Here is a 24,233-nt window from a genome sequence, read left to right on the forward strand (position 1 = left end):
GCGTGAACCTGATGCGCCGCGTGATCATTTCCATGGACAGATAGGGGTGATTTGAAGGATTGATTGTGGCCCCACTTCGACATTCCGCCTTATTTGAAGAACAGTATCCGCATGAATCACCCCATTGTCGAATCTTCCGAAGGGGTGACGCTGATCGCCGGTGGCCCCGTGACGCGGCGTGACCTGCGGTTTGCCCTGTCCCGCGCGCCGATGCTGGTGGCCGCCGATGGTGGCGGTGACCGGGCGCTGGCGCTCGGCCATCTGCCGGAAGCGGTGATCGGCGATCTCGATTCGCTCTCCGAGGCCGGGCGGGCCGAGCTCGGCGCGCGCGTGCACCACCGGCCCGATCAGGACAGCACCGATTTCGACAAATGCCTGCGCAGCATTGATGCGCCCTTCGTGCTGGCGCTGGGCGTGGCGGGGGCGCGGATCGACCATGGGCTTGCGGTGATGAACGGGCTGGTCCGGCGGGCGGACCGGCTGTGCCTCCTGATCGGGCCGGAGGATGTGGTCTTCGTCGCCCCGCCCGAGTTGCGGATCGCGATGGGTGTGGGCGAGCGGCTGTCGTTGTTTCCGCTGGCGCCGGTCACGGGGCGCAGCGAGGGGCTGCGCTGGCCAATCGACGGGCTCGCCTTCGCGCCCGACGGGGTGATCGGCACCTCGAACGAGGTGGCGGCGCCCGAGGTGCGGCTCTGCTTCGACGGCCCCGGCATGCTGGTGATGCTGCCGCGCCGCAGGCTCGATTCGGCGCTCAGGGCGCTGGTGCCGGGATGGCGCGGCCCCGCGCCGCGGCCCGCTCGCGCGAGATGATGTAGAGGCCGGAGAGGGTGATGACGCCGATCCCGGCCCAGGTCATCGCATTGGGGAAATCGCCGAAGACTGCATAGCCAAGCCCGACCGCCGCGACGATCTCGAGGTAATGCAGCGGCGCCAGCGTGGCGGAGGGCGCGAATTTCAGCGCATAGGTCATGCACATGTGGCTCAGCGCCGCCCAGAAGCCGACGCCGAAGAGCCAGAGCCAGTCAAGCCCCTGCGGCATCACCGGATCGAGGGTCGGGAGCGCCCAGAGATCGGCCAGAAGCATCACCGGCAGCAGCACCGCCATCCCGGCGAGCGAGGTGTGCAGTTGCATCGTCACCGGATGCATGCTGCGCGAGATCTGCCGGGTGGCCAGCATGTAGAAGGCGAAGAAGAAGGCGGTGCCGAGCGGCCAGAGCGCCACGAGGCCGAAGGCGGCGAGCGAGGGCTGGATCACCAGAAGCGCACCGCCGAAGCCGACCACGCTGGCGGCGATCCGGCGCGGTCCGACCTCGTCGCCGAAGAGGAACCTGCCGAGGATCAGCAGGATGAAGGGTTCGACGAAGGCGATGGCCAGCGCGTCGGCGATGGGCATGACCTGCACCGCGGCAACGAAGCTGTAGGTTGAGAGGATCAGGAAGAGCGCGCGCAGCAGCACCATGCCCCCCACCCCGCGCGACATCCGCCAGTCGAGCCGCATCACCAGCACCACGGGCAGCATCAGCGCGCCCTGCACCACGAAGCGGGCGGTGGTGATCTGGCCGACGGGAATGGTGGCCGCGGCAAGCTTGGAGGAGACGTCGAGCAGCGGCGCCAGCACGCAGAAGGCGAGCATCAGGGCGACGCCCGGCAATATGCGGTCGGAGGAGTGCATGACGCAGCGTTAGCTGGCGGCGGCGGGTGCGTAAAGGGGGAATGGCGGGATTGTGGCTGGCCGCCGGGGGCTTCGCGCCCCCCCAGCCCGATCTTCGATCGGGCGTTCCTCGCTGAAACCTTCCACAGGAAGGTTTCTATACGCTCGTCACCCCCGCGGGATATTTTTGGACAGAAAATGAAGGGGAGGGGGTGCGTGGGGTCAGCCGGCGGCGACGAGGGCGGAAAGCAGGTCGTGGCAGCGGGCGGCGGCGGGGGAGAGGCGGCGGTCGCGCAGGGTGACGAGGGAATAGGGCTCCACCGTGATCGTGTCGCGCAGCGGCAGGATGGCGAGGCTGGCGTGGCCTGCGGTCAGGAGCGTCGCCACTTCCCGGCTGACGGCGGTCACCGTGTCGGGGCCCTGCAGCAGCGCCAGCAGCATCAGCAGCGAGGAGGTGTTGATGACGTTGCGCGGCAGGCTGGAGCCGCGGGCGAGGAAGGCCTCTTCCACCGCACGGCGGATCGGCGAGCCGGGCCCCTGGATCACCCAGTCGTTCCCGGCGAGATCGGCCAGACCCGGCGGGCGGGCGAAGCCGGGGTGGGAGATGTTGGCGACGATGCTCACCTCCTCGCCGCGGGCGCGGCGCAGGCTGAGCGCGCCGGGGGCGACGCCGAGCGGGACGCGGGCGAGGATCATGTCGTGCCGCAGCGACAGGAGCCCTGCCATCAGCGTGTCGCTGGTCGAGACCTCGACATGCAGTTCCACCTCGGGGGCTGTCCGGCGCAGGTGGCGGATCGCCGGGGCGACATAGCCGACCGCAGCACCGGTCACCGCGCCGATCCGCACCACGCCGCCGAGACCCGAGCGCAGCCGGTCCACCTCGACCGAGGCGTCGTTCAGCTCGTCGACGATGTTGCGGGCGCGGCGGGCGAGGCTCTCGCCGATGTCGGTCATCAGCATGCCCTTCGGGTGACGCTCGAAGAGCGGCGCGCCGACCCGGTCCTCGGCCTCGGCCAGCGTGCGGGAGGCGGCGGGCTGGGTCATGCCGAGACGCGCGGCGGCGACGGAGAGCTGGCCGTCCTCGGCGATGGCCGCGATCAGGCGCAGGTGCTTCAGATGCAGCCGGGCGGCGAGGGCGGACATACCATTTTCCGTATGTGGATGAGCGGAAATCATATTTGCACGGTATGGTTTCTCGCGTCTAGTCTGGCGCCACGGATCAGCCTGATCCGATGACAACAGACCTGGAGCCGGGGGGAGGAGACGCCGCCGACAGCCAGCGTCAGGGAGGACAATCCATGAAGAGTTTCACGTCGGTTCTGGCGTCGCTTGCGCTTGGTGCGGCGGTGTCTGCGGCTCCTGCGCTGGCGCAGGACAAGGGCACCGTCGGCATCGCGATGCCCACCAAATCCTCGGCCCGCTGGATCTCGGACGGCGAGTCGATGGTCGAGCAGTTCACCGCGGCTGGCTATGCCACGGACCTGCAATATGCCGAGGACGACATCCCGAACCAGCTGGCGCAGATCGAGAACATGATCACCAAGGGCGTCAACGTGCTGGTGATCGCCGCCATCGACGGCACCACGCTGTCGAACGCGCTGGAGAATGCCGCGGCCTCCGACATCAAGGTGATCGCCTATGACCGGCTGATCCGCGACTCTGGCAACGTCGATTATTACGCCACCTTCGACAACTTCAAGGTGGGCGTGCAGCAGGCGACGAGCCTCGTGAACGGGATGAAGGAGCGGTTCCCGGATGTGAAGCCGTGGAACGTGGAGCTCTTCGGCGGCTCGCCCGACGACAACAACGCCTTCTTCTTCTACGACGGCGCCATGTCGGTGCTGCAGCCGATGATCGACGCGGGCGACATCGTCATCCCCTCGGGGCAGATGGGGATGGATCAGGTCGGCACGCTGCGCTGGGATGGCGCGGTGGCGCAGGCGCGGATGGATAACCTGCTGTCGGCGAATTACACCGACAAGGCGCTGCATGGCGCGCTGAGCCCCTATGACGGGCTGTCCATCGGCATCCTGTCGTCGCTGAAGGGCGTGGGCTACGGGTCGGGCGATCTGGCGATGCCGATCGTCTCGGGTCAGGACGCCGAGCTGCAGTCGATCAAGTCGATCATCGCGGGCGAGCAGTATTCGACGGTGTTCAAGGACACGCGCGAACTGGCGCGGGTGACGGTGGGCATGGTCGATGCGCTGCTGCAGGGCGGCGAGCCGGAGATCAACGACACCGAGACCTATGACAACGGGGTGAAGGTGGTGCCGTCCTATCTCTTGGAGCCGGTGTCGGTCGACGCGACCAACTACCAGCAGATCGTGATCGACTCGGGCTATCACAAGGCCGAAGACCTGAAGTGACGCGCGCTGGCCCCGTCCCCGCGCGGGACGGGGCCGCCTTCGACGAATGGAATGCACCATGGTCCCCATCCTCGAGATGCGCGGCATCACCAAGACCTTTCCCGGCGTCAAGGCGCTGGACGACGTGACCCTGAGCGTGCTGCCGGGCGAGATCCATGCGCTGGTGGGCGAGAACGGGGCGGGCAAGTCGACGCTGATGAAGGTGCTGTCTGGCGTCTATCCGCATGGCAGCTACGAGGGCTCGATCCTGTTCGAGGGCGAGGAATGCCGCTTCGCCGGCATCCACGACTCGGAGGAGAAGGGCATCATCATCATCCATCAGGAGCTGGCGCTGGTACCGCTCTTGTCGATCGCCGAGAACATCTATCTCGGCAACGAGATCACCCGGCGTGGCGTGATCGACTGGCAGGAGACCTGGAAGCGCACCGAGGCTCTCTTGGCCAAGGTCGGCCTGCGCGAGAGCCCGCAGGCGCGGATCGACACGCTGGGGGTGGGCAAGCAGCAGCTGGTGGAGATCGCCAAGGCGCTGTCGAAGAAGGTGAAGCTCCTGATCCTCGACGAGCCGACGGCGGCGCTGCAGGAAAACGACTCCGCGACGCTCTTGGAGCTGCTCCTTGAGTTCAAGGCGCAGGGGATCACCTCGATCCTCATCAGCCACAAGCTGAACGAGATTTCCCGCGTCGCCGACCGGCTGACCGTGCTGCGGGACGGCGCGACCGTGTCGGGGATGGAGCGGGGCGAGATTACCGAGAACCGGATCATCCGCGACATGGTGGGGCGCGACATGGCGCATCGCTATCCGGCGCGCGAGCCGCGGATCGGCGAGGTGCTGATGCAGGTGAGGGACTGGTCGGTCTGGCACCCGCTGCATTCGGACCGGCAGGTGATCCGCGATTGCAACCTCACCGTCCGGCGCGGCGAGGTGGTGGGCATCGCCGGGCTGATGGGCGCGGGGCGGACCGAATTCGCCATGAGCCTGTTCGGGCGGAGCTGGGGCGCGAAGATCAGTGGCGAGGTGACGATCGGCGGCAAGCCGGCGGATCTGAGCTCGGTGCCCGCCGCGATCAACGCCGGGCTCGCCTATGTCACCGAGGACCGCAAGGCGCTGGGTCTCGTGCTGGACGAGACCATCCTGCGCAACACCTCGATGGCGAACCTGCCCGGCGTGTCGAGCCGCGGGGTAATCGACGCCAACCGCGAGCGGCGGGTGGCCGAGGATTACAAGAGCCAGCTGAACACCCGCACGCCGACGGTCTTCCAGCGGGTTGTGAACCTCTCGGGCGGCAACCAGCAGAAGGTGGTGCTGGCGAAATGGCTCTTCACCGATCCCGATGTGCTGATCCTCGACGAGCCGACGCGCGGCATCGACGTGGGGGCGAAGTTCGAGATCTATTCGATCATCAACACGCTGGCCGATCAGGGCCGCGGGGTGATCCTGATCTCGTCGGAGATGCCCGAGCTGCTGGGCATCTGCGACCGGATCTACGTGATGAACAAGGGGGCCTTCGTCGGCGAGTTCGGCCGCGCCGAGGCCAGTCAGGAGCGGATCATGGAGAGCATCATGGCCGGTGACCGCGTGGCGGAGGGCAACTGATGGTGGATGTCGCGAAACCGCAGGACAGCCGGTCGGCCATGACCTATCTGCGGCACCACATGCGCGAGTACGGCATGTTGCTGGCGCTGGTTGCGATCATGGTCTTCTTCCAGATCCAGACCGGCGGCACGCTGATGCGGCCGGTGAACCTGACCAACCTGTTCCTGCAGAACAGCTACATCATCATCATGGCGCTGGGGATGCTGCTGGTGATCGTGGCGGGGCATATCGACTTGTCTGTGGGCTCGGTCGCGGGTTTCATCGGCGCCTTCGCCGCCGTCGCCATGGTGAACTGGGATCTGCACCCGCTTGTCGTGATCGTGCTGAGCCTCGGGCTCGGCACGCTGATCGGGGCGGCGCAGGGCTATTGGGTGGCCTATTGGAAGATCCCCTCCTTCATCGTGACGCTGGCGGGGATGCTGGTGTTCCGCGGGGCGACGCTGTGGCTGTTGAACGGCAAGTCGGTCGGGCCGTTCTCCAAGGGGTTCCAGTCGCTCTCCACCGGCTTCGTGCCCGACTTCCTGCCCTTCGTCGCCCCGATGCTGGGGATGGAGCGGTTGAACGGCTTCGCGCTGGCGGTGGGGGTGACGATCGTCGCCGCGATCCTCTGGCTGCAGATCGGCGCCCGGGCGCGGGCGGCGGCCTACGGCATGGCGGACGAGCCCTTCGGCTTCTTCGTCGGGCGCAACCTCGTGGTGGGGGCGGCCATCCTCTACGTCACCTGGCTGCTCGCCACCTTCCGGGGCATCCCGAACGTGCTGGTGACCATGGGCATTCTCATCGTGCTCTACATGTTCGTCACCAACTCGACCACGGTGGGCCGCCGCATCTATGCGATCGGCGGCAACGAGAAGGCGGCGAAGCTGTCGGGCATCAAGACCGAGCGGCTGACCTTCCTCGCCTTCGCCAACATGGGGTTCCTCGCGGCGCTGGCCGGGCTGATCTTCGCCGCGCGGCTGAACACCGCGACGCCGAAGGCCGGGGTGTCTTTCGAACTCGACGTGATCGCGGCGGTCTTCATCGGCGGGGCCTCGATGTCGGGCGGGGTAGGGACCATCGTCGGCGCGGTCGTCGGCGCCTTCATCATGGGGGTGATGAACAACGGCATGTCGATCATCGGCATCGGCATCGACTATCAGCAGGTCATCAAGGGGCTGGTGCTGCTGGCGGCGGTGATCTTCGATGTCTACAACAAATCCAAATCCTGAGGACCTTATGCATCTGAGCCAGTTGATCGGTGGCGGCGTGATCTGCCGCGAGGGGACGACCGCCTTCGCGGTGCCGGGGGCGGGGACGATCCTCGAGCTGGCGCAGGCGGCGATCGCCTCGGGCAGGCGGCTGGCCGAGGTGGTGGCCGCGCGCGGGCAGGGCGAGACGGTGGATCTGGCGGCGCTCTTGGCGGCGGGGCGGCTCGACTGCCCGCTGCGCCATCCGGACCCGGCGCATATGCATGTGACGGGCACCGGGCTCACCCATCTCGGCAGCGCCTCGGCGCGGGATGCGATGCATGCCGATGTCACCGGCATGACCGACAGCATGAAGATGTTCCGCCTGGGGATCGAAGGCGGCAAGCCCTCCGAAGGCGTAGGTGTGCAACCCGAGTGGTTCTACAAGGGCACCGGCGTCATGGCGACGGGACCGGGGGCACCGCTGGTCTCGCCGTCCTTCGCGCTAGACGGCGGCGAGGAGCCGGAGATCGCGGCTTTCTACCTGATCGGCGAGGACGGCACGCCGCACCGGGTCGGCTTCAGCCTCGCCAACGAGTTTTCCGACCATGTGACCGAGCGGATCAACTATCTCTACCTCGCCCATTCCAAGCTGCGCCCGGCCTCCTTCGGGCCGGAGCTGCTGGTGGGCGACCTGCCCGCCGACGTGCGCGGCATGAGCCGGGTCCGGCGCGACGGCGCGGTGATCTGGGAGAAACCGTTCCTGTCGGGCGAGGCGAACATGTCGCACAGCCTCGCAAATCTCGAACATCACCACTTCAAATACGGGCTCTTCCGCCAGCCGGGCGATCTGCATGTGCATATGTTCGGCACGGCGACGCTCTCCTATGCCGACGGCATCCGCACCGAGGCGGGCGACGCGTTCGAGATCGAGGCGGAGGCCTTCGGCCTGCCGCTCACCAACCGGCTGACGATTGCTGCGGACGATGTTCCGCAGGTGCATGTGCTCTGAAAGGACAGGCGCGGACCGCGCTGCGAAAGGATTGACGATGACCTTCACCCCCGCCCCCTGGCCCCGCAAGCTGCGCTCGCAGGAGTGGTTCGGCGGCACCACGAAGGATGCGATCTATCATCGCTCCTGGATGAAGAACCAGGGCCTGCCCGCCGACCTGTTCGACGGGCGTCCGGTGATCGGCATCTGCAACACCTGGAGCCAGCTCACCCCCTGCAACGCGCATCTGCGCGATCTGGCCGAGCGGGTGGCGCATGGCATCTACGAGGCGGGCGGCTTACCGATGGAGTTCCCGGTGATGTCGCCGTCGGAATCGGCCTTCCGACCGACGGCGATGATGTTCCGCAATCTTTGCGCCATGGATGTGGAGGAGAGCCTGCGCGGCCAGCCGATCGACGGGGTGGTGCTGCTCGCGGGCTGCGACAAGACCACGCCCGCGCTCTTGATGGGGGCGGCGAGCGTGGACATTCCGGCGATCCTCGTCTCGGGCGGGCCGATGCTGAACGGCTATTTCCGCGGGGAGCGGGTCGGATCGGGCACGCATCTGTGGAAATTCTCCGAAGCGGTGAAGGCGGGCGAGATGACGGCGGCGGAATTCGTCGAGGCGGAAGCCTCGATGAGCCGCTCGGCCGGGGCCTGCAACACGATGGGCACCGCCTCGACCATGGCGAGCATGGCCGAGGCGCTGGGGATGGCGCTGTCGGGCAATGCGGCAATCCCGGCGGTGGATTCGCGGCGGCGGGTGATGGCGCATCTGACCGGGCGGCGCATCGTGCAGATGGTGAAGGACGATCTGAAACCCTCCGACATCATGACCCGCGCCGCCTTCGAGAATGCGATGCGGGTGAACGGTGCCATCGGCGGCTCGACCAATGCGGTGATCCACCTGTTGGCGATGGCCGGGCGCGTCGGGCTCGACCTGACGCTGGATGACTGGGACGTGCAGGGGCGGGACATTCCCACCATCGTCAACCTGATGCCCTCGGGCGCCTATCTGATGGAGGAGTTCTTCTATGCCGGCGGCCTGCCGGTGGTGATCCGCATGCTGGGCGAGGCGGGGAAATTGAACCGCGACGCGCTCACCGTCTCCGGCGGCTCGATCTGGGACGAGGTGAAGGAGGTGCGGAACTGGAACGAGGACGTGATCCGCCCGGTGGAGCATGCCCTGACCCAGCAGGGCGGCATCGCGGTGCTGCGCGGCAACCTTGCGCCGGACGGGGCGGTGCTGAAGCCCTCGGCGGCGACGCCGCATCTGATGCAGCACCGCGGCAGGGCGGTCGTTTTCGAGGACATCGACGATTACAAGGCGCGGATCGAGGACGAGGCGCTGGAGATCGACGAGACCTGCGTCATGGTGCTGAAGAACTGCGGCCCGCGCGGCTATCCGGGCATGGCCGAGGTCGGCAACATGGGCCTGCCGCCGAAGGTGCTCAGGAAGGGGATCACCGACATGGTGCGGATCTCGGACGCGCGCATGTCGGGCACGGCCTATGGCACGGTGGTGCTGCATGTCTCGCCCGAGGCGGCGCGTGGCGGCACGCTGGCGCTGGTGCGCAGCGGGGATTTCATCGAGCTGGACGTCGCCGGGCGGCGGCTGCATCTGGAGGTCTCTGAGGAGGAGCTGGCGCGGCGGCGGGCGGAGTGGGTGAACCCGGTGACGCGGCCGAACGGGGGCTATGCCCAGCTTTACCACGACCACGTGCAGGGCGCCGATACCGGGGCGGACCTCGATTTCCTCGTCGGCTGCCGGGGCAATGCGGTGGCCCGCGAGAGCCACTGAGACAGGGGCGGGAGCGGTTTCTTCCGCTGCCGCCGCTCGGGGGGAAGGCCCGGACGCCGCCCCGCAGGGGGCGTCCCCTCGGACAAGCGCGCCGGTTATGCCCTCAGCAGTTCGGCACGTTGACCGCCAGCCCGCCCATCGAGGTTTCCTTGTATTTCTCGTGCATGTCGCGGCCCGTCTGGCGCATCGTCTCGATGCAGACGTCGAGGCTGACCAGATGCACCCCGTCGCCGCGCATGGCGAGGCTGGCGGCGGACACCGCCTTGATCGCGCCGAGGCCGTTGCGCTCGATGCAGGGCACCTGCACCAACCCGCGGACCGGGTCGCAGGTCATGCCCAGATGATGCTCCAGCGCGATCTCGGCGGCATTCTCCACCTGTTCGGGCGTGCCGCCCAGAACGGCGGCCAGCCCCGCCGCAGCCATCGCCGCCGCCGAGCCGACCTCGGCCTGACAGCCGCATTCCGCGCCCGAGATCGAGGCGTTGTGCTTCACCAGCCCGCCGATGGCGGCGGCGGTCAGCATGAAATCCCCGAGCCGGCTGATCGAGGCGCCCGGCACATGGTCGAGCCAGTAGCGGATGACGGCCGGCACCACCCCCGCCGCGCCATTGGTCGGCGCGGTGACGACCTGACCGCCCGCCGCATTCTCCTCGTTCACCGCCATGGCGTAGAGGCTCATCCAGTCGTTGATCGTATGCGGCGCGGTCATGTTCAGCCCGCGCTCGGCCAGCAGCGCCTCGTGGATGCCGCGCGCCCGGCGCCGCACATGCAGCCCGCCGGGCAGGATGCCGGTGCCCTCCATGCCGCGGCTGATGCAATCGGTCATCACCTGCCAGATCCGCAGCATGCCTTGATCGAGCTCCGCCGCCGAGCGGAAGGCGAGCTCGTTCGCCCGCTTCATCTCGGCGATCGACTTGCCCGAGGCTGTGGCCATGCCGAGCATCTGCTCGGCGGTCTCGAAGGGGAAGGGCACGTTGGCCGGGGGCTTCACCCGCTCGGCCTTGCTCTCCGCCAGCTCCGCCGCCGTCAGCACGAAGCCGCCGCCGACGGAGTAGTAGGTTTCCTGCAGGATCACGTCGCCCTGCGCGTCGGTGGCACGCAGCACCATGCCATTGGCATGGCCGGGCAGGGCGGGGCCGTAGTCGAAGACGAGATCGGCCTTCGGATCGAAGCGCAGCGGGTTCAGCCCCGGCGGTTCGATCATGTGGCTCTCGTGGATCGCCGCCAGTACCGCGTCGGCCTTATCGGCATCATAGCTGGCGGGCTCGAAACCGGCGAGGCCGAGGATGGTGGCGCGGTCGGTGGCATGGCCGACGCCGGTGAAGGCGAGGCTGCCATGCAGCGAGGCGCGCAGGCCATGGGCATGGAACGGGCTGCCGCGCAGCAGATCGAGGAACCGCGCGGCGGCGACCATCGGCCCCATCGTATGCGACGAGGACGGCCCGACGCCGATCTTGAACATGTCGAAGACGGAAAGAAACACCTGAGACCCCGCTTTGCTGTCCCTCCTACATAGGGGCCCGTGCCCCGCTCCGGCAGGCGGAAAGCGACAAGCCACGGGATTTCGCGGCATCCCCGCCCCGGGGGAGCCGCCCTCGGGGCCATCGAGGCCCCTCGGACGGCATTGCCATGGCCAGGCCGCGCGGTTCCGTCTTCTTCCTGGCCGGAACACGCTCGCCGGAGGCGGCGGCGCAGGCCAAGGTCGCTCCGGGAGGGTGCCTGAGGCGCTGGGGTTCCGGGGGCGGCGGCAGCGCCGGGCGAGGGGGCTCGATGCCCCCGATGCCGGCTCCTCCGGTCGGATCCGGACGCCTTCGGCGGGAGTGTTTTCGCCAGGAAGACGCGGCAGGCCCGGGGGGAGGGCGGCGATTGCCCCTCGCCCCGCCCGCCCGCTTTGCCTATAAGCTTTGGCAGCCCAGCAGAGGAGACCCGCATGGCGGCAGAGCTTTCCCCGATCGACAAGGCGAAATTCGTGGCCGCCCGGCGTGCGGTGGATTTCGTGCAGGATGGCATGAAGCTCGGGCTCGGCACCGGCTCGACCGCGGCCTGGATGGTGCGCTGTCTGGGCGAGCGGGTGCGCGAGGAGGGGCTGCGGGTGCAGGGCGTGCCGACCTCGAACCGCACGGCGGACCTGGCGCGGCAACTCGGCATCCCGCTGACCACGCTCGATGAGGCGAAATGGCTCGACCTGACCATCGACGGCGCCGACGAGTTCGACCCCGAGCTCTGCCTGATCAAGGGCGGCGGTGCGGCGCTCTTGCAGGAGAAGATCGTGGCGACGGCGAGCGACCGGATGATCGTGATCGCCGATGCGGCCAAGGAAGTGGCGCAGCTTGGCGCCTTTCCGCTGCCGGTGGAGGTGATCCCCTTCGGCTGGCAGACCACGAAGACGCTGATCGAGGAGACGCTGGTCGGGCTCGACGTGATGAGCCGCGAGGTCTCGTTGCGTCTGAGCGGCGGCCAGCCGCTGAAGACCGACGAATCCAACCTCATCCTCGATCTGCATCTGACGCGGATCGGCAATCCGCGCCAGCTCGCGCTGATGCTGAACCAGATCCCGGGCGTGGTCGAGAACGGGCTGTTCATCGACATCTGCGACACGGTGATCATCGGCCATGGCGACGGGCGGGTGACGGTGCGCGACATCGGCCAGGGCACCGAGAGCGAGGACCGCATCGAGGTGGCCCCCGGCGACAATATCTTCGCTGATCTGGGAGAGTGAGCTTGGACTTCGACTACGACCTTTTCGTCATCGGTGGCGGCTCGGGCGGGGTGCGCGCGGCGCGGATCGCGGCCTCGGAGGGCGGTGCCAAGGTGGGGCTGGCCGAGGAAAGCCGGATGGGCGGCACCTGCGTGATCCGCGGCTGCGTTCCCAAGAAGCTGATGGTCTTCGCCTCGGGCTATTCCACGATGGCCGAGGATGCGCAGGCCTATGGCTGGACGGCGCAGATCGGCGGTTTCGACTGGCCGCGCTTCCGCGGGCATCTGGAGAAGGAGCTCGACCGGCTGGAGGCGGCCTATCGCGGCACGCTGAAGAACGCGGGCGTGATGATCCATGACGCGCGGGCGGTGGTCGAGGATGCGCATACGGTGAAGCTCGCCTCGGGCGAGAGTTTCACCGCCAAGCATATCCTGATCGCCACCGGCGGGCGGCCCTTCGTGCCGGAGTTTCCGGGCTGCGAACATGCCATCACCTCGAACGAGATCTTCCATCTGCCGGAGCTGCCGAAGCGGCTGCTGGTGGTGGGCGGCGGCTATATCGCCAGCGAATTCGCCTGCATCCTGCACGGGCTCGGGGTGGAGGTCTGCCAGTATTACCGCGGCGCGCAGATCCTGCGCGGCTTCGACGATGAGGCGCGCGGCCATGTCGCCAATGCGATGATTGAGCGCGGCATCCGCATCCGTTGCGGCACCGACGTGATCCGGCTGGAGAAGAGCCTGAGCGGCATCCGGGTGATCTCGACCGACGGATCGGACGCCGAGTTCGACGCGGTGATGTATGCCACGGGCCGGGCGCCGAATTCGGCGGGGCTCGGGCTCGAGGCGCTGGGGGTGGAGCTTGGCCGGCACGGGCAGGTGATCGTCGACGAGTGGAGCCAGACCGCCGTGCCCTCGATCTTCGCCGTGGGCGATGTGACCGACCGGATCAACCTGACGCCGGTGGCGATCCGCGAGGGCCATGCCTTCGCCGACACCGTGTTCCGCGGCGTGCCGACCAAGGCCGATCACGAGCTGGTGCCGAGTGCGGTCTTCACCCAGCCGGAGCTGGGCTCGGTCGGGCTGACCGAGGAGGCGGCGCGCGAGCAGGAGCCGATCGAGGTCTATGCCGCCGCGTTCCGCCCGATGCAGTCGGCTTTCGCGGGGCGTCCGGACCGGATTCTGATGAAGCTGATCGTCAGCACCGAGACGCGCAAGGTGCTCGGCTGCCACATCGTCGCCCCGAATGCGGGCGAACTGATCCAGCTGGCCGCGATCGCAGTAAAGATGGGGGCGACGAAGGAAGATTTCGACCGGACGGTGGCGGTTCACCCGACCATGGCGGAGGAAATCGTCACCCTTCGTAAGCCGGTGAGAACAGCTTGATTTTACCGTACGAATGACCAGTTAAGGCGGTAAGCAACAAAAGGGAAGACGGCGTATGTCAAACGGAGGGCCTTGGGGCGGAGGCGGATCGGGCGGGGACAACCGCGACGGCAAGGATGGCAAGGAGCCGCGCGGTCCGCGGCGGCCCGGCAACGAAGGCTCGCAGATCCCAGAGATCGACGAGATCGTGAAAAAGGGGCAGGAGCAGCTCCGTGTGCTGATGGGCGGTCGCGGCCGCACCGGCGGCAGCGGTGGCGGCGGTGGCGGGGGCCGCAGCGGCAACCCGATGGGACCGCTCTTCACCCGGCAGGGGCTGGCGCTGGGGGCGCTGGTGGCGGCAGGCCTCTGGGCCTACATGTCGTTCTACACGGTGCGCCCGGAAGAGCGTTCGGTGGAGCTTTTCCTCGGTGAATTCAGCACCATCGGCACGCCCGGTCTGAACTTCGCGCCCTGGCCCCTCGTCACCGCCGAGGTGGTGCAGGTGACCGGCGAACGCCAGACCGACATCGGCAACGGCCGCAGCGGCGATGCCGACTCGGGGCTGATGCTGACGCGCGACCAGAACATCGTCGACATCGCTTTCCAGGTGGTCTGGAATATTTCCGACCCGTCGCAGTTCCTGTTCAACCTGGCCGACCCGACCGACACGATCCGCGCCGTTTCCGACTCGGCGATGCGCGACATCATCGCGCGGTCGGAACTGTCGCCGATCCTCAACCGGGACCGCGGCGTGATCGCCTCCGACCTGCTGGCGGCGGTGCAGACCACGCTCGACAGCTATCAGGCCGGCATCAACGTCATCCGGGTGAACTTCGACAAGGCCGACCCGCCGGAAGAGGTGATCGACAGCTTCCGCGAGGTCCAGGCCGCGCAGCAGGAGCGCGACCGTCTGGAGCGGACCGCCGACGCCTATGCCAACCAGGTGACGGCGGGCGCCCGCGGTGAAGCCGCGCGCCTGACCGAACAGGCCGAGGGCTACCGCGCCGAGGTGGTGAACAACGCGCAGGGTGAAGCGAGCCGCTTCCTGTCGGTCTACGAGGAATATGTGAAGGCGCCGGATGTGACCCGTCGTCGGATGTATCTGGAAACGATGGAGAAGGTGCTCGGCGGGATGAACAAGGTGATCCTCGACGGGGTGAGCGGAGGCGAGGCCGGTCAGGGCGTCGTGCCCTTCCTGCCGCTGAACGAGCTGAGCCGGCCCGCGCCTGCCGCAGCCGCATCCACGGGGAGCAACTGATGAACCGTACATCCCTTATCCTTCCGGTGCTGGCCGTCATCGTCGCGGTGCTGCTGTCGTCAGTCTTCATCGTGGACGAGCGCGAGAAGGCGCTGGTGCTGCAGTTCGGTCAGGTCAAGGCGGTGAAGGAGGAGCCGGGTCTCGGCTTCAAGATCCCGCTGATCCAGGAAGTCGTGAGATACGACGGCCGTATCCTCGGCCTGCCCACGCAGCCCCTGGAAGTCACGCCGCTGGATGACCGCCGTCTGGTGGTCGATGCCTTCGCGCGCTGGCAGATCGTCGACGTGGTCGAGTTCCGCGAAGCGGTGGGCGCGGGCGGCATCGAGGCCGCGCAGACCCGGCTGGAGCGGATCATGAACCCCGCCATCCGCGAGGTTCTGGGGTCCGTGCCGTCGAACCGCGTGCTGTCCGAGGACCGGACGGCGCTGATGAACCAGATCCGCGATATCGCGCGGCGTCAGGCTCTGGCGCTGGGGGTCGACGTGATCGACGTCCGGCTGACCCGCACCGACCTGCCGGAGCAGAACCTCGCCGCCACCTTCGCCCGGATGCGGGCCGAGCGCGAGCGCGAGGCCGCGGACGAGATCGCCCGCGGTAACGAGGCGGCGCAGCGGGTGCGGGCTTCGGCCGACCGGACGGTGGTCGAGGTCACCTCGGAAGCCCGGCGCGAGGCCGAGGTGATCCGCGGTGAGGCGGATGCCGCGCGGAACGCCATCTATGCCGAGGCTTTCGGGCGCGACCCGGAATTCTTCGCCTTCACCCGGTCGCTCACCTCCTACGAGCGTTCGCTGCAGGGCGAGAATTCCTCGATCGTGATGCAGCCTGACAGCCAGTTCTTCGAGTATCTGCGCAGCGACGCGATGCCCGAAGGCACCGAGGCGCCGCAGGCCCCGGCAGAGCCCGCTGCGGCCCCGGCATCCGGGGCGACCGCCCCGGCAGCCGAACCGGCAGCGCCTGCACCGGAAGCACCCGCGGCGCCTGCTCCGGCTCCCGAGGCAACCGCCCCGGCAGCGGAACCGGAAGCGCCGGCACCGGAGGCCCCTGCGGCTCCGGCAGAGCCTGCAGAGCCTGCAGAGCCTGCGGCGGGCACGCCCTGAGCGAAAATCAACTCAAGGGAAGGGCCGGCAGATGCCGGCCCTTTCTGTTTCCGCCCGACCTGTGCCATCTTCACATCCAATTGACGAGGCGCGACCCGGTTTGCATTGCGCCCAATCCTGCCTAACTGTTGGCTATCGGCAGACTCGGCGCCGCGCCGACTGCAATTTTCGCAATTCGAAAGGAGTTCGGGGTGCATCCTCACGCCATATCCCTCAGCCGCAAGGTTGAAGCCATGCCGGAGGCCGCCTTGCGCGTTTTCCTCGCATTGATGCTCGGCTTGACGTTGGCGCTGTCGCAGGTGCTTCCGGCCAAAGCGCAGGGCGCGCCGGAAAGCTTTGCCGACCTCGCCGACAAGATCAGCCCGTCGGTCGTCAACATCACCACCTCGACCACCATCGCGGCCCCCGCGCAGGATTCTTCCCCGATCGTGCCGGAAGGCTCGCCCTTCGAAGACTTCTTCCGCGACTTCATGGACCCGCAGAACCGCGGCGAGCAGGGCGGCCCGCGCCGCTCGGAAGCGCTGGGGTCGGGCTTCGTGGTGTCTGAGGACGGCTTCATCGTCACCAACAATCACGTCATCGAGGGCGCCGACGACATCCAGATCGAGTTCTTCTCGGGCAACAAGCTGGAAGCCAAGCTGGTCGGCACCGACCCCAAGACCGACATCGCGCTCCTGAAGGTCGAGAGCCCGACGCCGCTGCCCTTCGTGAGCTTCGGCAACAGCGATCAGGCCCGCGTTGGCGACTGGGTCGTGGCCATGGGCAACCCGCTGGGGCAGGGCTTCTCGGTCTCCGCCGGGATCGTCTCCGCCCGCAACCGGGCGCTGTCGGGCACTTATGACGATTACATCCAGACCGACGCCGCCATCAACCGCGGCAACTCGGGCGGCCCGCTGTTCAACATGGAGGGCGAGGTGATCGGCGTGAACACCGCGATCCTCTCGCCGAACGGCGGCTCCATCGGCATCGGCTTCTCGATGGCCTCGAACGTGGTGACCAAGGTCGTGGGTCAGCTGCGCGAGTTCGGCGAGACCCGCCGCGGCTGGCTCGGCGTCCGCATCCAGGACGTGACGCCGGACGTGGCCGAGGCGATGGGGCTCAGCGCGGCCAAGGGCGCGCTGATCACCGACGTGCCGGACGGTCCCGCCAAGGACGCGGGCATGATGGCGGGTGATGTCATCCTCTCCTTCGACGGGGCGGAAGTGGCCGACACCCGCGAGCTGGTGCGCCGTGTGGCCGATGCGCCGATCGGCGAGGCGGTCGAGGTGCTGGTGCTGCGCGAGGGCAATAACGAGACGCTCTCGGTGACGCTCGGCCGCCGTGAAGAGGCGGAGGGCGACGAGGTGGTGCCCGCGGTCGCCGCTCCCGATGCCGATCCGGCCACCGCCGACGTGCTGGGCCTCACGGTGACGCCGCTGTCCTCGGAACAGGCGACCGAGCTTGGCCTGCCTTCGGGCACCGAGGGTCTGGCCGTGACGTCGGTGGACGAGCTGTCGGAGGCCTATACCAAGGGTCTGCGCGAGGGCGACGTGATCACCGAGGCCGGTCAGCAGAAGGTGGTGCAGATCAAGGATCTGCAGGACCGCATCACCGAGGCCAAGGATGCCGGGCGCAAGTCGCTGCTGCTTCTGGTGCGCCGCGGCGGCGACCCGCGCTTCGTGGCGCTGTCGCTGGACAAGTGAGCCAGCGCTGAGGCGATCTTCAGGGGCGGTCGGGAAACCGGCCGCCCTTTTCAGTTGCGCGGGAATTCCTTGGGCACGATCCCCAGATCCCGCGCCGCCGCCAGGGACAGCACGGCACTGTCCAGCCCGAGCGGCGCTTGGAACCGCCGCACCGCGGCCTCGGTCGGCGCGTCGAGCGCGCCGGTCAGCGGCACGGCATAGAGCCCGCGCGCCTTCAGCGCCCGTTGCAGCGTCGCGACGAAGTCGAGCGTCATCGCCTCCGGGCAGGGGGTGCGGAACCAGACGGTCTGGCGGTCCTGCACCAGCTTCTGCTGCGTCACCGTCTCGTAGCGTGGCGCCGTCTCGGGGTCCGAGACCGTGACCTGCTCGGTCACCGTCTCGTAGATCGCGGGCGTCGTGTCCTTGCCCCAGCACTCGCCGGGCGCCGCCGTGGGCGCGCGCGCGCCGCGCCGGATCTCGGCGGACAGGTCGGCGCGGGTCGGCGCCTCCGGCACCGGTGCGCTCTGGCAGGCGGCCAGCGCCAGCATCCCGCCCAGAAGAAACCCTCTCATCATCCGCCCGTCCGCAGCCACCCTGCCGCACCATGGCGCATGACGCCGCGGCTGGAAAGGCCTGCGACGCCGCGCGGGCCGCAGCCTGTCACGCTGGCGTCAACCCTCTGCGGGGGCTCTGGCAAATCCCCGGATTTTGCCCTATGGCTCGGCCATACCCCCTGGGGGCAAGCAAGAGGCAAGCGATGGCGAAAATCACCTACATCGAACACGGCGGCACGGAACATGTGATCGAGGTGGCCAATGGCCTGACGGTGATGGAAGGCGCGCGCGACAATGGCGTGCCGGGCATCGAGGCCGATTGCGGCGGCGCCTGCGCCTGTTCCACCTGCCATGTCTATGTGGCGCCGGAGTGGGTGGAGAAGCTGCCGAAGAAGGACGCGATGGAAGAGGACATGCTGGATTTCGCCTGGCAGCCCGATCCGGTCCGCTCGCGCCTCACCTGCCAGCTGAAGGTCTCGGACGCGCTGGACGGTCTCGTGGTGCAGATGCCGGAGAAGCAGATCTGATACCGGGGAGGGTGGGGAGCCTCCCCGCCCGCCGTCTCAGTTGACCTTGCGCGGCGGCATGAAGGGCAGCGGCGCGACCGGCACGCCATCCTCGACCAGACGCTTGGCCTCGTCGAGCTTGGCCTCGCCATAGATCGCGCGTTTCGGCGCCTCGCCCTCGTGGATGGCGCGGGCCTCGGCGGCGAAGTTCAACCCGACATATTCCGAGTTTTCCTCGACCTGCTTGCGCAGGGCCGCCAGCGCCTCCTCGACCTTGGTGCCGGGGGCGGCCAGCGCGCCGGCCGCTGCGGAACGGGCCGGGCGGACCGACGGGGCCATCAGGGTCTTCTCGACCGTGGCCGAGCCACAGACCGGGCAGGACAGACGGTTCGCCGCGGCGAGATCGTCGAAGGCCTGAGCCGATTGAAACCAGCTTTCAAAGCCGTGGTCCTTGTCGCATCTGAGACTGTAGCGGATCATGTTTCTACCGAGAGGGCGCCGCGCCGGAAGGGCGGCTGCCCCTGTCACCTAAATCCGGGCCCGCCCCGGTTCAAGAGGGCTGACGCGGCATTCCATCGTGCAGCGCGCCCGGCGGCGGGGTAAACCCGGCCAGAAGCGCGCGCAGCTCGGGTTCCGCCACGCGACGGGCGGCCTTGTCGGGGGCGAACCACTTGCGCTTGCGCTGCCCCCGCTCGGGAAAGCGGTTGGCGAGCCTGTCGACCTTCAGCGGATAGACCGAGACCACGCAGGGCACATGCGCCTCGCGCCCGCGCCTGCGGCAGAGCGCCTTGTCATAGCGGAAGCACCCGAGCCTTCTGCCATCCACCTCGCCCTGCACGCCAGCCTCCTCGAAGGCCTCGCGCGCGGCGGAGGCCTCGGGCGAGAGGCCCGCGACCTGCCAGCCCTTCGGGATGACCCAGCGCCCGGTATCGCGGCTGGTGATGAGCAGAACCTGCACCGCGCCCTCTTCGACACGCCAGCAGAGCGCGCCATATTGCGCGCGCAGGATGGGCACCTGCTGATCGGCGTGAAACACCGGGCTCATGTCTGCTGTCATCTGCTGTGCCTTCTGCTCGTCCAGGCTTTTCGCCCATGTTCGCGTTTGCGGCTTTTGATATGATTAACGGGATGGAACGCGGGAGAAAAAACCTTTCGCAATACTTTGGCCACTATCGCACCCCTTGATGCAAATTTCCACTGGCGCGGCCGTCAGATGACGGATTTGACGCCGAATTGACCTGCGCTATCTTGCTCAGCACGCCCGCCCGCCGATGCGGCGACAGGAGACCGCGATGCGCCTTGCCGTTCTTGCCCTTGCCAGCCTCCTGACGGCGCTGCCCGCCCTTGCCGCCGCCCCGCCGGGCATCCGCTTCCAATCGATCGACGGCGGCGAGATCGCGCTCGACGCGTTGCGCGGCAAGCCGGTGCTGGTGGTCAACACCGCCTCGCTCTGCGCCTTCACCCCGCAATACGACGATCTGCAGGCCCTGTCGGACCGCTACGCCGATCAGGGGCTGACGGTGCTCGCGGTGCCCTCCAACGATTTCCGGCAGGAGCTGGCGACGGGCGAGGAGGTGAAGAATTTCTGCGCGGTGAACTTCGACCTGACAATCCCGATGACCGAGATCACCTCGGTGGTCGGGCAGGGCGCGCATCCGTTCTATCTCTGGCTCTCCAGCGACCACGGCTTCACCCCGGGCTGGAACTTCAACAAGGTCCTGCTCGGCCCGGATGGCGAGATGGTGCAGACCTGGGGATCGGCGGTCAGCCCGACCTCGGCGGCGATCACCGGCCCGATCGAGGCGCTCCTGCCGTGACAGCCCCCGCCGCGGCGCCCGGAGCGGCGCCGCTGTTCATCGGATCCGAGATCTACCGCACCTCCACCTATGGCGGCGCGCATCCCCTGCGGGTGCCGCGCGTCTCGACCGTGATGGATCTGGCTCGCAGCCTCGGCTGGCTGCCCCGCACGCAGTTCCGCACCAGCCCGCGCGCCAAGCCTGCGGCGCTCGGGCTCTGGCACGACCCGGCCTATGTCGCCGCGCTGCAACGGGCCGAGACCGAGGGCGCGGACGAGGCGATGCGGCTCGGCTTCGGGCTGGGCACGCTGTCGAACCCGGTCTTCCCCGAGATGTTCCACCGCCCCGCCACCGGGGCGGGCGGGGTGATGCTGGCGGCGGAGCTGCTGCGCGACGGCGGGGTGATCCATGTGCCGGGCGGCGGCACGCATCACGGGATGCCCGGGCGGGCGAACGGGTTCTGCTATCTGAACGACCCGGTGCTGGGGATGCTGGTGCTGCGCCGGGCCGGGGTGCGGCGGATCGCTTATGTGGACATCGACGCGCATCATGCCGACGGGGTGGAGCATGGCTTTGCCGGCGATCCGGAGGCTCTGCTGATCTCGGTGCATGAGGAGGGGCGGTGGCCCTTCACCGGGCGGCTGGAGGACGACGGCGGCGGCAACTGTTTCAACCTGCCGGTGCCGCGCGGGTTCAACGACACCGAGATGCGGGCGGTGCTGGAGAGGCTGATCCTGCCGCGGGTCGCGGCGTTCCGGCCCGACGCGGTGGTGCTGCAATGCGGGGCCGACGCGCTGGAGGAAGATCCGCTGTCGCGGCTCGCGCTGTCGAACAATGCCCATCTGGCGGTGGTGGCGGCGCTGCGGGGGCTGGCACCGCGGTTTCTGGTGCTGGGGGGCGGCGGCTACAACCCGTGGTCGGTGGGGCGTTGCTGGGCCGGGGTCTGGGCGGTGCTGAACGGCTGCGAGATCCCCGACCGGCTGCCGGGGGCGGCGGCGGCGGTGTTGCGGGGGCTGAGCTGGATGGGGGGCGGGCGGGCGCTGCCGGGAGAGGCGATGCTGACCACGCTGCTCGACCCGCCGCGGGAGGGGCCGGTGCGGGCCGAGATCAGGGAGCGGCTGGCGATGCTGGCGCGGCGATGATCCGGGCCTTCGTGGCGATCCCGCTGCCGGAGGCGGTGCGGTCGCAACTGGCGGTCCAGCAGTTCCTGCTGCCCCTGCCACGCAAGGTGGAGCCGGAGGAGTTCCACCTGACGCTGGCCTTCCTCGGGGAGGTGCGGGACGAGGTGCTGGAGGCGGCGCATGAGGGGTTTCTGGCGCTGCGGATGCCGGAGTTCCGGCTGGGGATCGAGGGGCTAGGGATGTTCGGCGGGGAGAAGCCGCGGGCGGTCTTTGCCGGGGTTTCGGCCTGCGAGGAACTGGCGCGGCTGCAGGCGAAGGTCGAGCGGGCGGCCCGGGTGGCGGGGATCGAGGTGGAGCGGCGGAAATTCGTGCCGCATGTCACGCTCGGCCGGTTCACCCCGCCGGGGCTCGAGGACCGGATGCGGCTGGAGCGGGCGGTGGCCGAGGGCGGCGGGTTCCGGGGCGGCGAGGTGGAGGTGCGGGATTTCCGGCTCTATCGCTCGCATCTGGGGGTGAAGGGGAACCGTTACGAGGAACTGGCCTGCCATCCGCTGGGATTTCACGCGTGAAAATCGGCCTATCAAATTGATGTAACAGGATATTCCCGGCGGCGTTCAGGAAATCTTAACCCCTCAGCCGAAGGTGCCGATGAAGGGGTTGTGGCCGAGCCAGATGTGGGTCGAGGTGATCGCGCCGTAGAGCGTCAGGGCGATGCCGAAGAGGGCCACGTCGCGCAGGGCGGAGCCGGGGGTGGGGGGTGTCCAGCGGCCCTCCTGCGCGTTGATCAGCAGGATGGAGACGAGGCTCCAGAGGCCGATGCTGCCGAAGAGCACGATCGAGGCGAGATCGCCGTTCACCAGAAGATGCGCGACAGTCCAGAGGATCGTGGCGATGAACTGCGGATGGCGGATGCGGGTCCAGAGCACGCCCTTCAGCACGCTGGCGCCGAAGAGCACGATGGCCACCAGCATCAGCGCGTTGTTGAGATAGCCGATGCCCGGCAGCGGTGCGTAGACCGGGATATAGGGAATGCCGCGGTAGCCGATGACGATCAGCACGAGGCCCACCAGCATGATGATCGTCATCAGCCCCTTCCCCGGCTCGCCCATCCGCGCCCGCATCGTGGGAAACAGGCGTTTGAAGAGATGGGCGGCGATGAAGAGAAAGAGACCAATCGTCAACAGCACCATAAGCAAAGCGCTCCGTCACTGGGTAAGATGCAAACACCGTTCAGCTTTGAGCTAGGCTGGCCCGCGCGCCGGAAAAGCCGGGCGCGCGGATTGTGCCGTCACGTCACGGCGAAAAATCTCAGGCGGTGAGCCGGTCGATGGCGGCGATCAGCGCGGCCTCGTCGCCCGAGGGCGGCAGGGCGCGGCGGGCGGCGGCGACCATGCGGCCCTGTTCCTCGGGGGTAAGGCGGGCGAGGGCGGCGACGAGGCTGGGCACGTCGGAGACCGGGAGGGCGGCCTGAGCGGCATCGAGCGCGGCGAAGACCTCGGTGAAGTTGAAGGTCGAGGGGCCGTGCAGCAGGGCCGTGTCCTGCGCGATGGGCTCGAAAGGCGTGTGGCCGCCCTTTTCCACGAGCGAGCCGCCGATGAAGGTGGCGCCGCAGAGCGCATACCAGAGCGGCATCTCGCCCAGCGTGTCGGCGATATAGACGGAGGTTTTCCGGCTCGGCGTCTCGCCCTCGGCGCGGCGGGCGGTGGCATGGCCGCGCGCCGCGGCCAGAGCGGCGATGGCGGCGCCGCGCTGCGGATGGCGCGGGGCGACGATCAGCAGATCGAAGCGGTCGCGCACCTTGGCGAAGGCGTCGAGCAGGATCGCGTCCTCGCCCTCATGGGTCGAGGCGGCGAGCAGGCAGCGGGCGCGCGGCGGGGTGGCGAAGGGCGGGGTGACCTGCGGCGCGGCGGTCAGCCGGGATTTCAGCACGACACGGGGGCCGAGCCGGTCCTGCGGCAGGCCCGCGTCGATCAGGCGGCGGGCCGAAGCCTCGTCCTGCGCCGAGACCCAGGTGAGGCGGGTCAGCAGCTGGCCGAGCAGGTGCGGGGCAAAGCGCGACCAGGACCGGGCCGAGCGGGCCGAAAGCCGGGCGCCGAGGGCGATCACCGGCAGACCGCGGGCGGCACTCTGGCAGATGCGCTCGGGCCAGAGTTCGTTCTCGATGGTCAGGAGCGCGCGGGGCTGGGCGCGGGCGAGGAAGCGGCGCAGGCAGGACGGCGCATCCCACGGCGCGAGCAGGGCGGTGGTGCGGGGCAGGCCCCAGCCCTCGACCATGCGGCGGGCGCTGGGGTTGTTGCAGGTGACGAGCAGCGGGCGGTCGGGATGGCGGGCCAGAAGATCCTCGATCAGCCAGCGGGCGGAGGTGATCTCGCCATTGCTGGCGCCGTGCAGCCAGAGCGGCCTGCCCTGCTGCGGCGCGATGCGACCAAGGCGCTGCGCCGCCTCATCGGCCACCGCACGCCCCCGCCACTTGCGCCAGGAAACCCCGGCCAGAAGCACGGGCAGGGCAAGGGTGAAGATCAGGCGGTAGAGGGTCAGCACCGGAGGCTCCTTCGGGCGGCGTCTTGTCCGGAAAAGCGGACGGCGGCAAGCGGCTGTAATCAGGTGGTTTT

At 68.5% G+C, this 24,233-nt stretch carries 23 protein-coding genes; 15 read left to right on the forward strand and 8 right to left on the reverse strand.

Features of this window, described 5'->3' with window-relative positions; genetic code table 11:
* The first annotated feature begins 111 nt into the window (after window positions 1-111).
* Complete coding sequence (locus AC3A5Z_RS04640; protein WP_487518200.1) at window positions 112-810, forward strand: thiamine diphosphokinase; 699 nt, start codon at window positions 112-114, stop codon at window positions 808-810.
* Here AC3A5Z_RS04640 and AC3A5Z_RS04645 read toward each other — a convergent pair.
* Both AC3A5Z_RS04645 and AC3A5Z_RS04650 read right to left on the reverse strand, forming a co-directional pair.
* Window positions 752-1,672, reverse strand: a complete 921-nt coding sequence (locus AC3A5Z_RS04645; protein ID WP_487518201.1) for a DMT family transporter — start codon at window positions 1,670-1,672, stop codon at window positions 752-754. The two genes, AC3A5Z_RS04640 and AC3A5Z_RS04645, sit on opposite strands and share 59 nt — an antisense overlap.
* A 201-nt stretch (window positions 1,673-1,873) precedes the next feature.
* Complete coding sequence (locus AC3A5Z_RS04650) at window positions 1,874-2,794, reverse strand: LysR family transcriptional regulator (protein ID WP_487518202.1); 921 nt, start codon at window positions 2,792-2,794, stop codon at window positions 1,874-1,876.
* Window positions 2,795-2,949: 155 nt separating this feature from the next.
* Between AC3A5Z_RS04650 and chvE the strand changes: the two genes are divergently transcribed.
* The 5 genes from chvE to araD are packed head-to-tail and all read left to right on the forward strand — an operon-like array spanning window position 2,950 to window position 9,569.
* A complete protein-coding gene (gene chvE / locus AC3A5Z_RS04655; RefSeq protein WP_107663791.1) occupies window positions 2,950-4,017 on the forward strand; it encodes a multiple monosaccharide ABC transporter substrate-binding protein in 1,068 nt (355 codons plus the stop codon).
* Window positions 4,018-4,075: 58 nt separating this feature from the next.
* Window positions 4,076-5,611, forward strand: a complete 1,536-nt coding sequence (gene mmsA, locus AC3A5Z_RS04660) for a multiple monosaccharide ABC transporter ATP-binding protein (protein ID WP_487518203.1) — start codon at window positions 4,076-4,078, stop codon at window positions 5,609-5,611.
* Entirely contained in the window at window positions 5,611-6,819 is a 1,209-nt protein-coding gene (mmsB, locus tag AC3A5Z_RS04665; protein WP_487518204.1) for a multiple monosaccharide ABC transporter permease, read from the forward strand. Before mmsA ends, mmsB begins: the two co-directional genes overlap by 1 nt.
* Before the next feature lie 7 nt (window positions 6,820-6,826).
* Entirely contained in the window at window positions 6,827-7,789 is a 963-nt protein-coding gene (araD1, locus tag AC3A5Z_RS04670) for an AraD1 family protein (RefSeq protein WP_487518205.1), read from the forward strand.
* Window positions 7,790-7,826: 37 nt separating this feature from the next.
* A complete protein-coding gene (araD, locus tag AC3A5Z_RS04675; protein ID WP_487518206.1) occupies window positions 7,827-9,569 on the forward strand; it encodes an L-arabinonate dehydratase in 1,743 nt (580 codons plus the stop codon).
* Window positions 9,570-9,672: 103 nt separating this feature from the next.
* Here the strand turns inward: araD and AC3A5Z_RS04680 are convergent, their stop codons facing one another.
* Window positions 9,673-11,052: an L-serine ammonia-lyase gene (locus AC3A5Z_RS04680; protein WP_487518207.1), complete on the reverse strand. Its 1,380-nt coding sequence runs from the start codon at window positions 11,050-11,052 to the stop codon at window positions 9,673-9,675.
* Between the two features lie 447 nt (window positions 11,053-11,499).
* On the opposite strand from AC3A5Z_RS04680, the gene rpiA reads away from it, so the two are divergent.
* From rpiA to AC3A5Z_RS04705, 5 genes are all read left to right on the forward strand, one after another.
* Window positions 11,500-12,288: a ribose-5-phosphate isomerase RpiA gene (rpiA, locus tag AC3A5Z_RS04685; protein WP_487518208.1), complete on the forward strand. Its 789-nt coding sequence runs from the start codon at window positions 11,500-11,502 to the stop codon at window positions 12,286-12,288.
* Between the two features lie 2 nt (window positions 12,289-12,290).
* Complete coding sequence (gor, locus tag AC3A5Z_RS04690) at window positions 12,291-13,649, forward strand: glutathione-disulfide reductase (protein ID WP_487518209.1); 1,359 nt, start codon at window positions 12,291-12,293, stop codon at window positions 13,647-13,649.
* A gap of 55 nt (window positions 13,650-13,704) precedes the next feature.
* On the forward strand, window positions 13,705-14,886 hold the full coding sequence (gene hflK, locus AC3A5Z_RS04695; RefSeq protein WP_487518210.1) for an FtsH protease activity modulator HflK: 1,182 nt from the start codon (window positions 13,705-13,707) through the stop codon (window positions 14,884-14,886).
* Window positions 14,886-15,983, forward strand: coding sequence for a protease modulator HflC (hflC, locus tag AC3A5Z_RS04700; RefSeq protein WP_487518211.1), 1,098 nt, complete (start codon window positions 14,886-14,888; stop codon window positions 15,981-15,983). Before hflK ends, hflC begins: the two co-directional genes overlap by 1 nt.
* A gap of 191 nt (window positions 15,984-16,174) precedes the next feature.
* A complete protein-coding gene (locus AC3A5Z_RS04705) occupies window positions 16,175-17,665 on the forward strand; it encodes a DegQ family serine endoprotease (RefSeq protein ID WP_487518212.1) in 1,491 nt (496 codons plus the stop codon).
* A gap of 50 nt (window positions 17,666-17,715) precedes the next feature.
* On the opposite strand, the gene AC3A5Z_RS04710 is transcribed toward AC3A5Z_RS04705, so the two are convergent.
* Complete coding sequence (locus AC3A5Z_RS04710; protein ID WP_487518213.1) at window positions 17,716-18,219, reverse strand: peptidoglycan-binding domain-containing protein; 504 nt, start codon at window positions 18,217-18,219, stop codon at window positions 17,716-17,718.
* Between the two features lie 182 nt (window positions 18,220-18,401).
* Between AC3A5Z_RS04710 and AC3A5Z_RS04715 the strand changes: the two genes are divergently transcribed.
* Window positions 18,402-18,725: a 2Fe-2S iron-sulfur cluster-binding protein gene (locus tag AC3A5Z_RS04715; protein WP_487518214.1), complete on the forward strand. Its 324-nt coding sequence runs from the start codon at window positions 18,402-18,404 to the stop codon at window positions 18,723-18,725.
* A gap of 36 nt (window positions 18,726-18,761) precedes the next feature.
* On the opposite strand, the gene AC3A5Z_RS04720 is transcribed toward AC3A5Z_RS04715, so the two are convergent.
* Entirely contained in the window at window positions 18,762-19,184 is a 423-nt protein-coding gene (locus AC3A5Z_RS04720) for a DUF1178 family protein (protein ID WP_487518215.1), read from the reverse strand.
* 70 nt (window positions 19,185-19,254) lie between these two features.
* The gene (locus tag AC3A5Z_RS04725; RefSeq protein ID WP_487518216.1) at window positions 19,255-19,761 is read right to left on the reverse strand and encodes an NUDIX hydrolase; all 507 of its coding nucleotides are present in this window, start codon (window positions 19,759-19,761) and stop codon (window positions 19,255-19,257) included.
* A 235-nt stretch (window positions 19,762-19,996) separates the two neighbouring features.
* Between AC3A5Z_RS04725 and AC3A5Z_RS04730 the strand changes: the two genes are divergently transcribed.
* The 3 genes from AC3A5Z_RS04730 to thpR are packed head-to-tail and all read left to right on the forward strand — an operon-like array spanning window position 19,997 to window position 22,190.
* Window positions 19,997-20,521: a glutathione peroxidase gene (locus AC3A5Z_RS04730; protein ID WP_487518217.1), complete on the forward strand. Its 525-nt coding sequence runs from the start codon at window positions 19,997-19,999 to the stop codon at window positions 20,519-20,521.
* The gene (locus AC3A5Z_RS04735; RefSeq protein WP_487518218.1) at window positions 20,518-21,642 is read left to right on the forward strand and encodes an acetoin utilization protein AcuC; all 1,125 of its coding nucleotides are present in this window, start codon (window positions 20,518-20,520) and stop codon (window positions 21,640-21,642) included. The genes AC3A5Z_RS04730 and AC3A5Z_RS04735 overlap by 4 nt, the downstream gene beginning before the upstream one ends.
* Window positions 21,639-22,190 carry an RNA 2',3'-cyclic phosphodiesterase gene (gene thpR, locus AC3A5Z_RS04740; RefSeq protein WP_487518219.1) on the forward strand — a complete coding sequence of 184 codons (552 nt, stop codon included), beginning with the start codon at window positions 21,639-21,641 and terminating at the stop codon, window positions 22,188-22,190. The genes AC3A5Z_RS04735 and thpR overlap by 4 nt, the downstream gene beginning before the upstream one ends.
* 63 nt (window positions 22,191-22,253) lie before the next feature.
* Here thpR and AC3A5Z_RS04745 read toward each other — a convergent pair whose 3' ends face one another.
* Both AC3A5Z_RS04745 and AC3A5Z_RS04750 read right to left on the reverse strand, forming a co-directional pair.
* Window positions 22,254-22,811 carry an NnrU family protein gene (locus AC3A5Z_RS04745; RefSeq protein ID WP_487518220.1) on the reverse strand — a complete coding sequence of 186 codons (558 nt, stop codon included), beginning with the start codon at window positions 22,809-22,811 and terminating at the stop codon, window positions 22,254-22,256.
* A gap of 118 nt (window positions 22,812-22,929) precedes the next feature.
* On the reverse strand, window positions 22,930-24,162 hold the full coding sequence (locus AC3A5Z_RS04750; protein ID WP_487518221.1) for a 3-deoxy-D-manno-octulosonic acid transferase: 1,233 nt from the start codon (window positions 24,160-24,162) through the stop codon (window positions 22,930-22,932).
* Window positions 24,163-24,233: the final 71 nt, after the last annotated feature.

Source organism: Cereibacter sp. Soil_C_27, from assembly GCF_057657095.1.

Coding starts and splice junctions, on each gene's coding strand:
- AC3A5Z_RS04640 (WP_487518200.1), top strand. CDS start 112: ATGAATCACCCCATTGTCGAATCTTCCGAAGGGGTGACGCTGATCGCC.
- AC3A5Z_RS04645 (WP_487518201.1), bottom strand. CDS start 1,672: ATGCACTCCTCCGACCGCATATTGCCGGGCGTCGCCCTGATGCTCGCC.
- AC3A5Z_RS04650 (WP_487518202.1), bottom strand. CDS start 2,794: ATGTCCGCCCTCGCCGCCCGGCTGCATCTGAAGCACCTGCGCCTGATC.
- chvE (WP_107663791.1), top strand. CDS start 2,950: ATGAAGAGTTTCACGTCGGTTCTGGCGTCGCTTGCGCTTGGTGCGGCG.
- mmsA (WP_487518203.1), top strand. CDS start 4,076: ATGGTCCCCATCCTCGAGATGCGCGGCATCACCAAGACCTTTCCCGGC.
- mmsB (WP_487518204.1), top strand. CDS start 5,611: ATGGTGGATGTCGCGAAACCGCAGGACAGCCGGTCGGCCATGACCTAT.
- araD1 (WP_487518205.1), top strand. CDS start 6,827: ATGCATCTGAGCCAGTTGATCGGTGGCGGCGTGATCTGCCGCGAGGGG.
- araD (WP_487518206.1), top strand. CDS start 7,827: ATGACCTTCACCCCCGCCCCCTGGCCCCGCAAGCTGCGCTCGCAGGAG.
- rpiA (WP_487518208.1), top strand. CDS start 11,500: ATGGCGGCAGAGCTTTCCCCGATCGACAAGGCGAAATTCGTGGCCGCC.
- hflK (WP_487518210.1), top strand. CDS start 13,705: ATGTCAAACGGAGGGCCTTGGGGCGGAGGCGGATCGGGCGGGGACAAC.
- hflC (WP_487518211.1), top strand. CDS start 14,886: ATGAACCGTACATCCCTTATCCTTCCGGTGCTGGCCGTCATCGTCGCG.
- AC3A5Z_RS04710 (WP_487518213.1), bottom strand. CDS start 18,219: ATGATGAGAGGGTTTCTTCTGGGCGGGATGCTGGCGCTGGCCGCCTGC.
- AC3A5Z_RS04715 (WP_487518214.1), top strand. CDS start 18,402: ATGGCGAAAATCACCTACATCGAACACGGCGGCACGGAACATGTGATC.
- AC3A5Z_RS04720 (WP_487518215.1), bottom strand. CDS start 19,184: ATGATCCGCTACAGTCTCAGATGCGACAAGGACCACGGCTTTGAAAGC.
- AC3A5Z_RS04725 (WP_487518216.1), bottom strand. CDS start 19,761: ATGACAGCAGACATGAGCCCGGTGTTTCACGCCGATCAGCAGGTGCCC.
- AC3A5Z_RS04730 (WP_487518217.1), top strand. CDS start 19,997: ATGCGCCTTGCCGTTCTTGCCCTTGCCAGCCTCCTGACGGCGCTGCCC.
- thpR (WP_487518219.1), top strand. CDS start 21,639: ATGATCCGGGCCTTCGTGGCGATCCCGCTGCCGGAGGCGGTGCGGTCG.
- AC3A5Z_RS04745 (WP_487518220.1), bottom strand. CDS start 22,811: ATGGTGCTGTTGACGATTGGTCTCTTTCTCTTCATCGCCGCCCATCTC.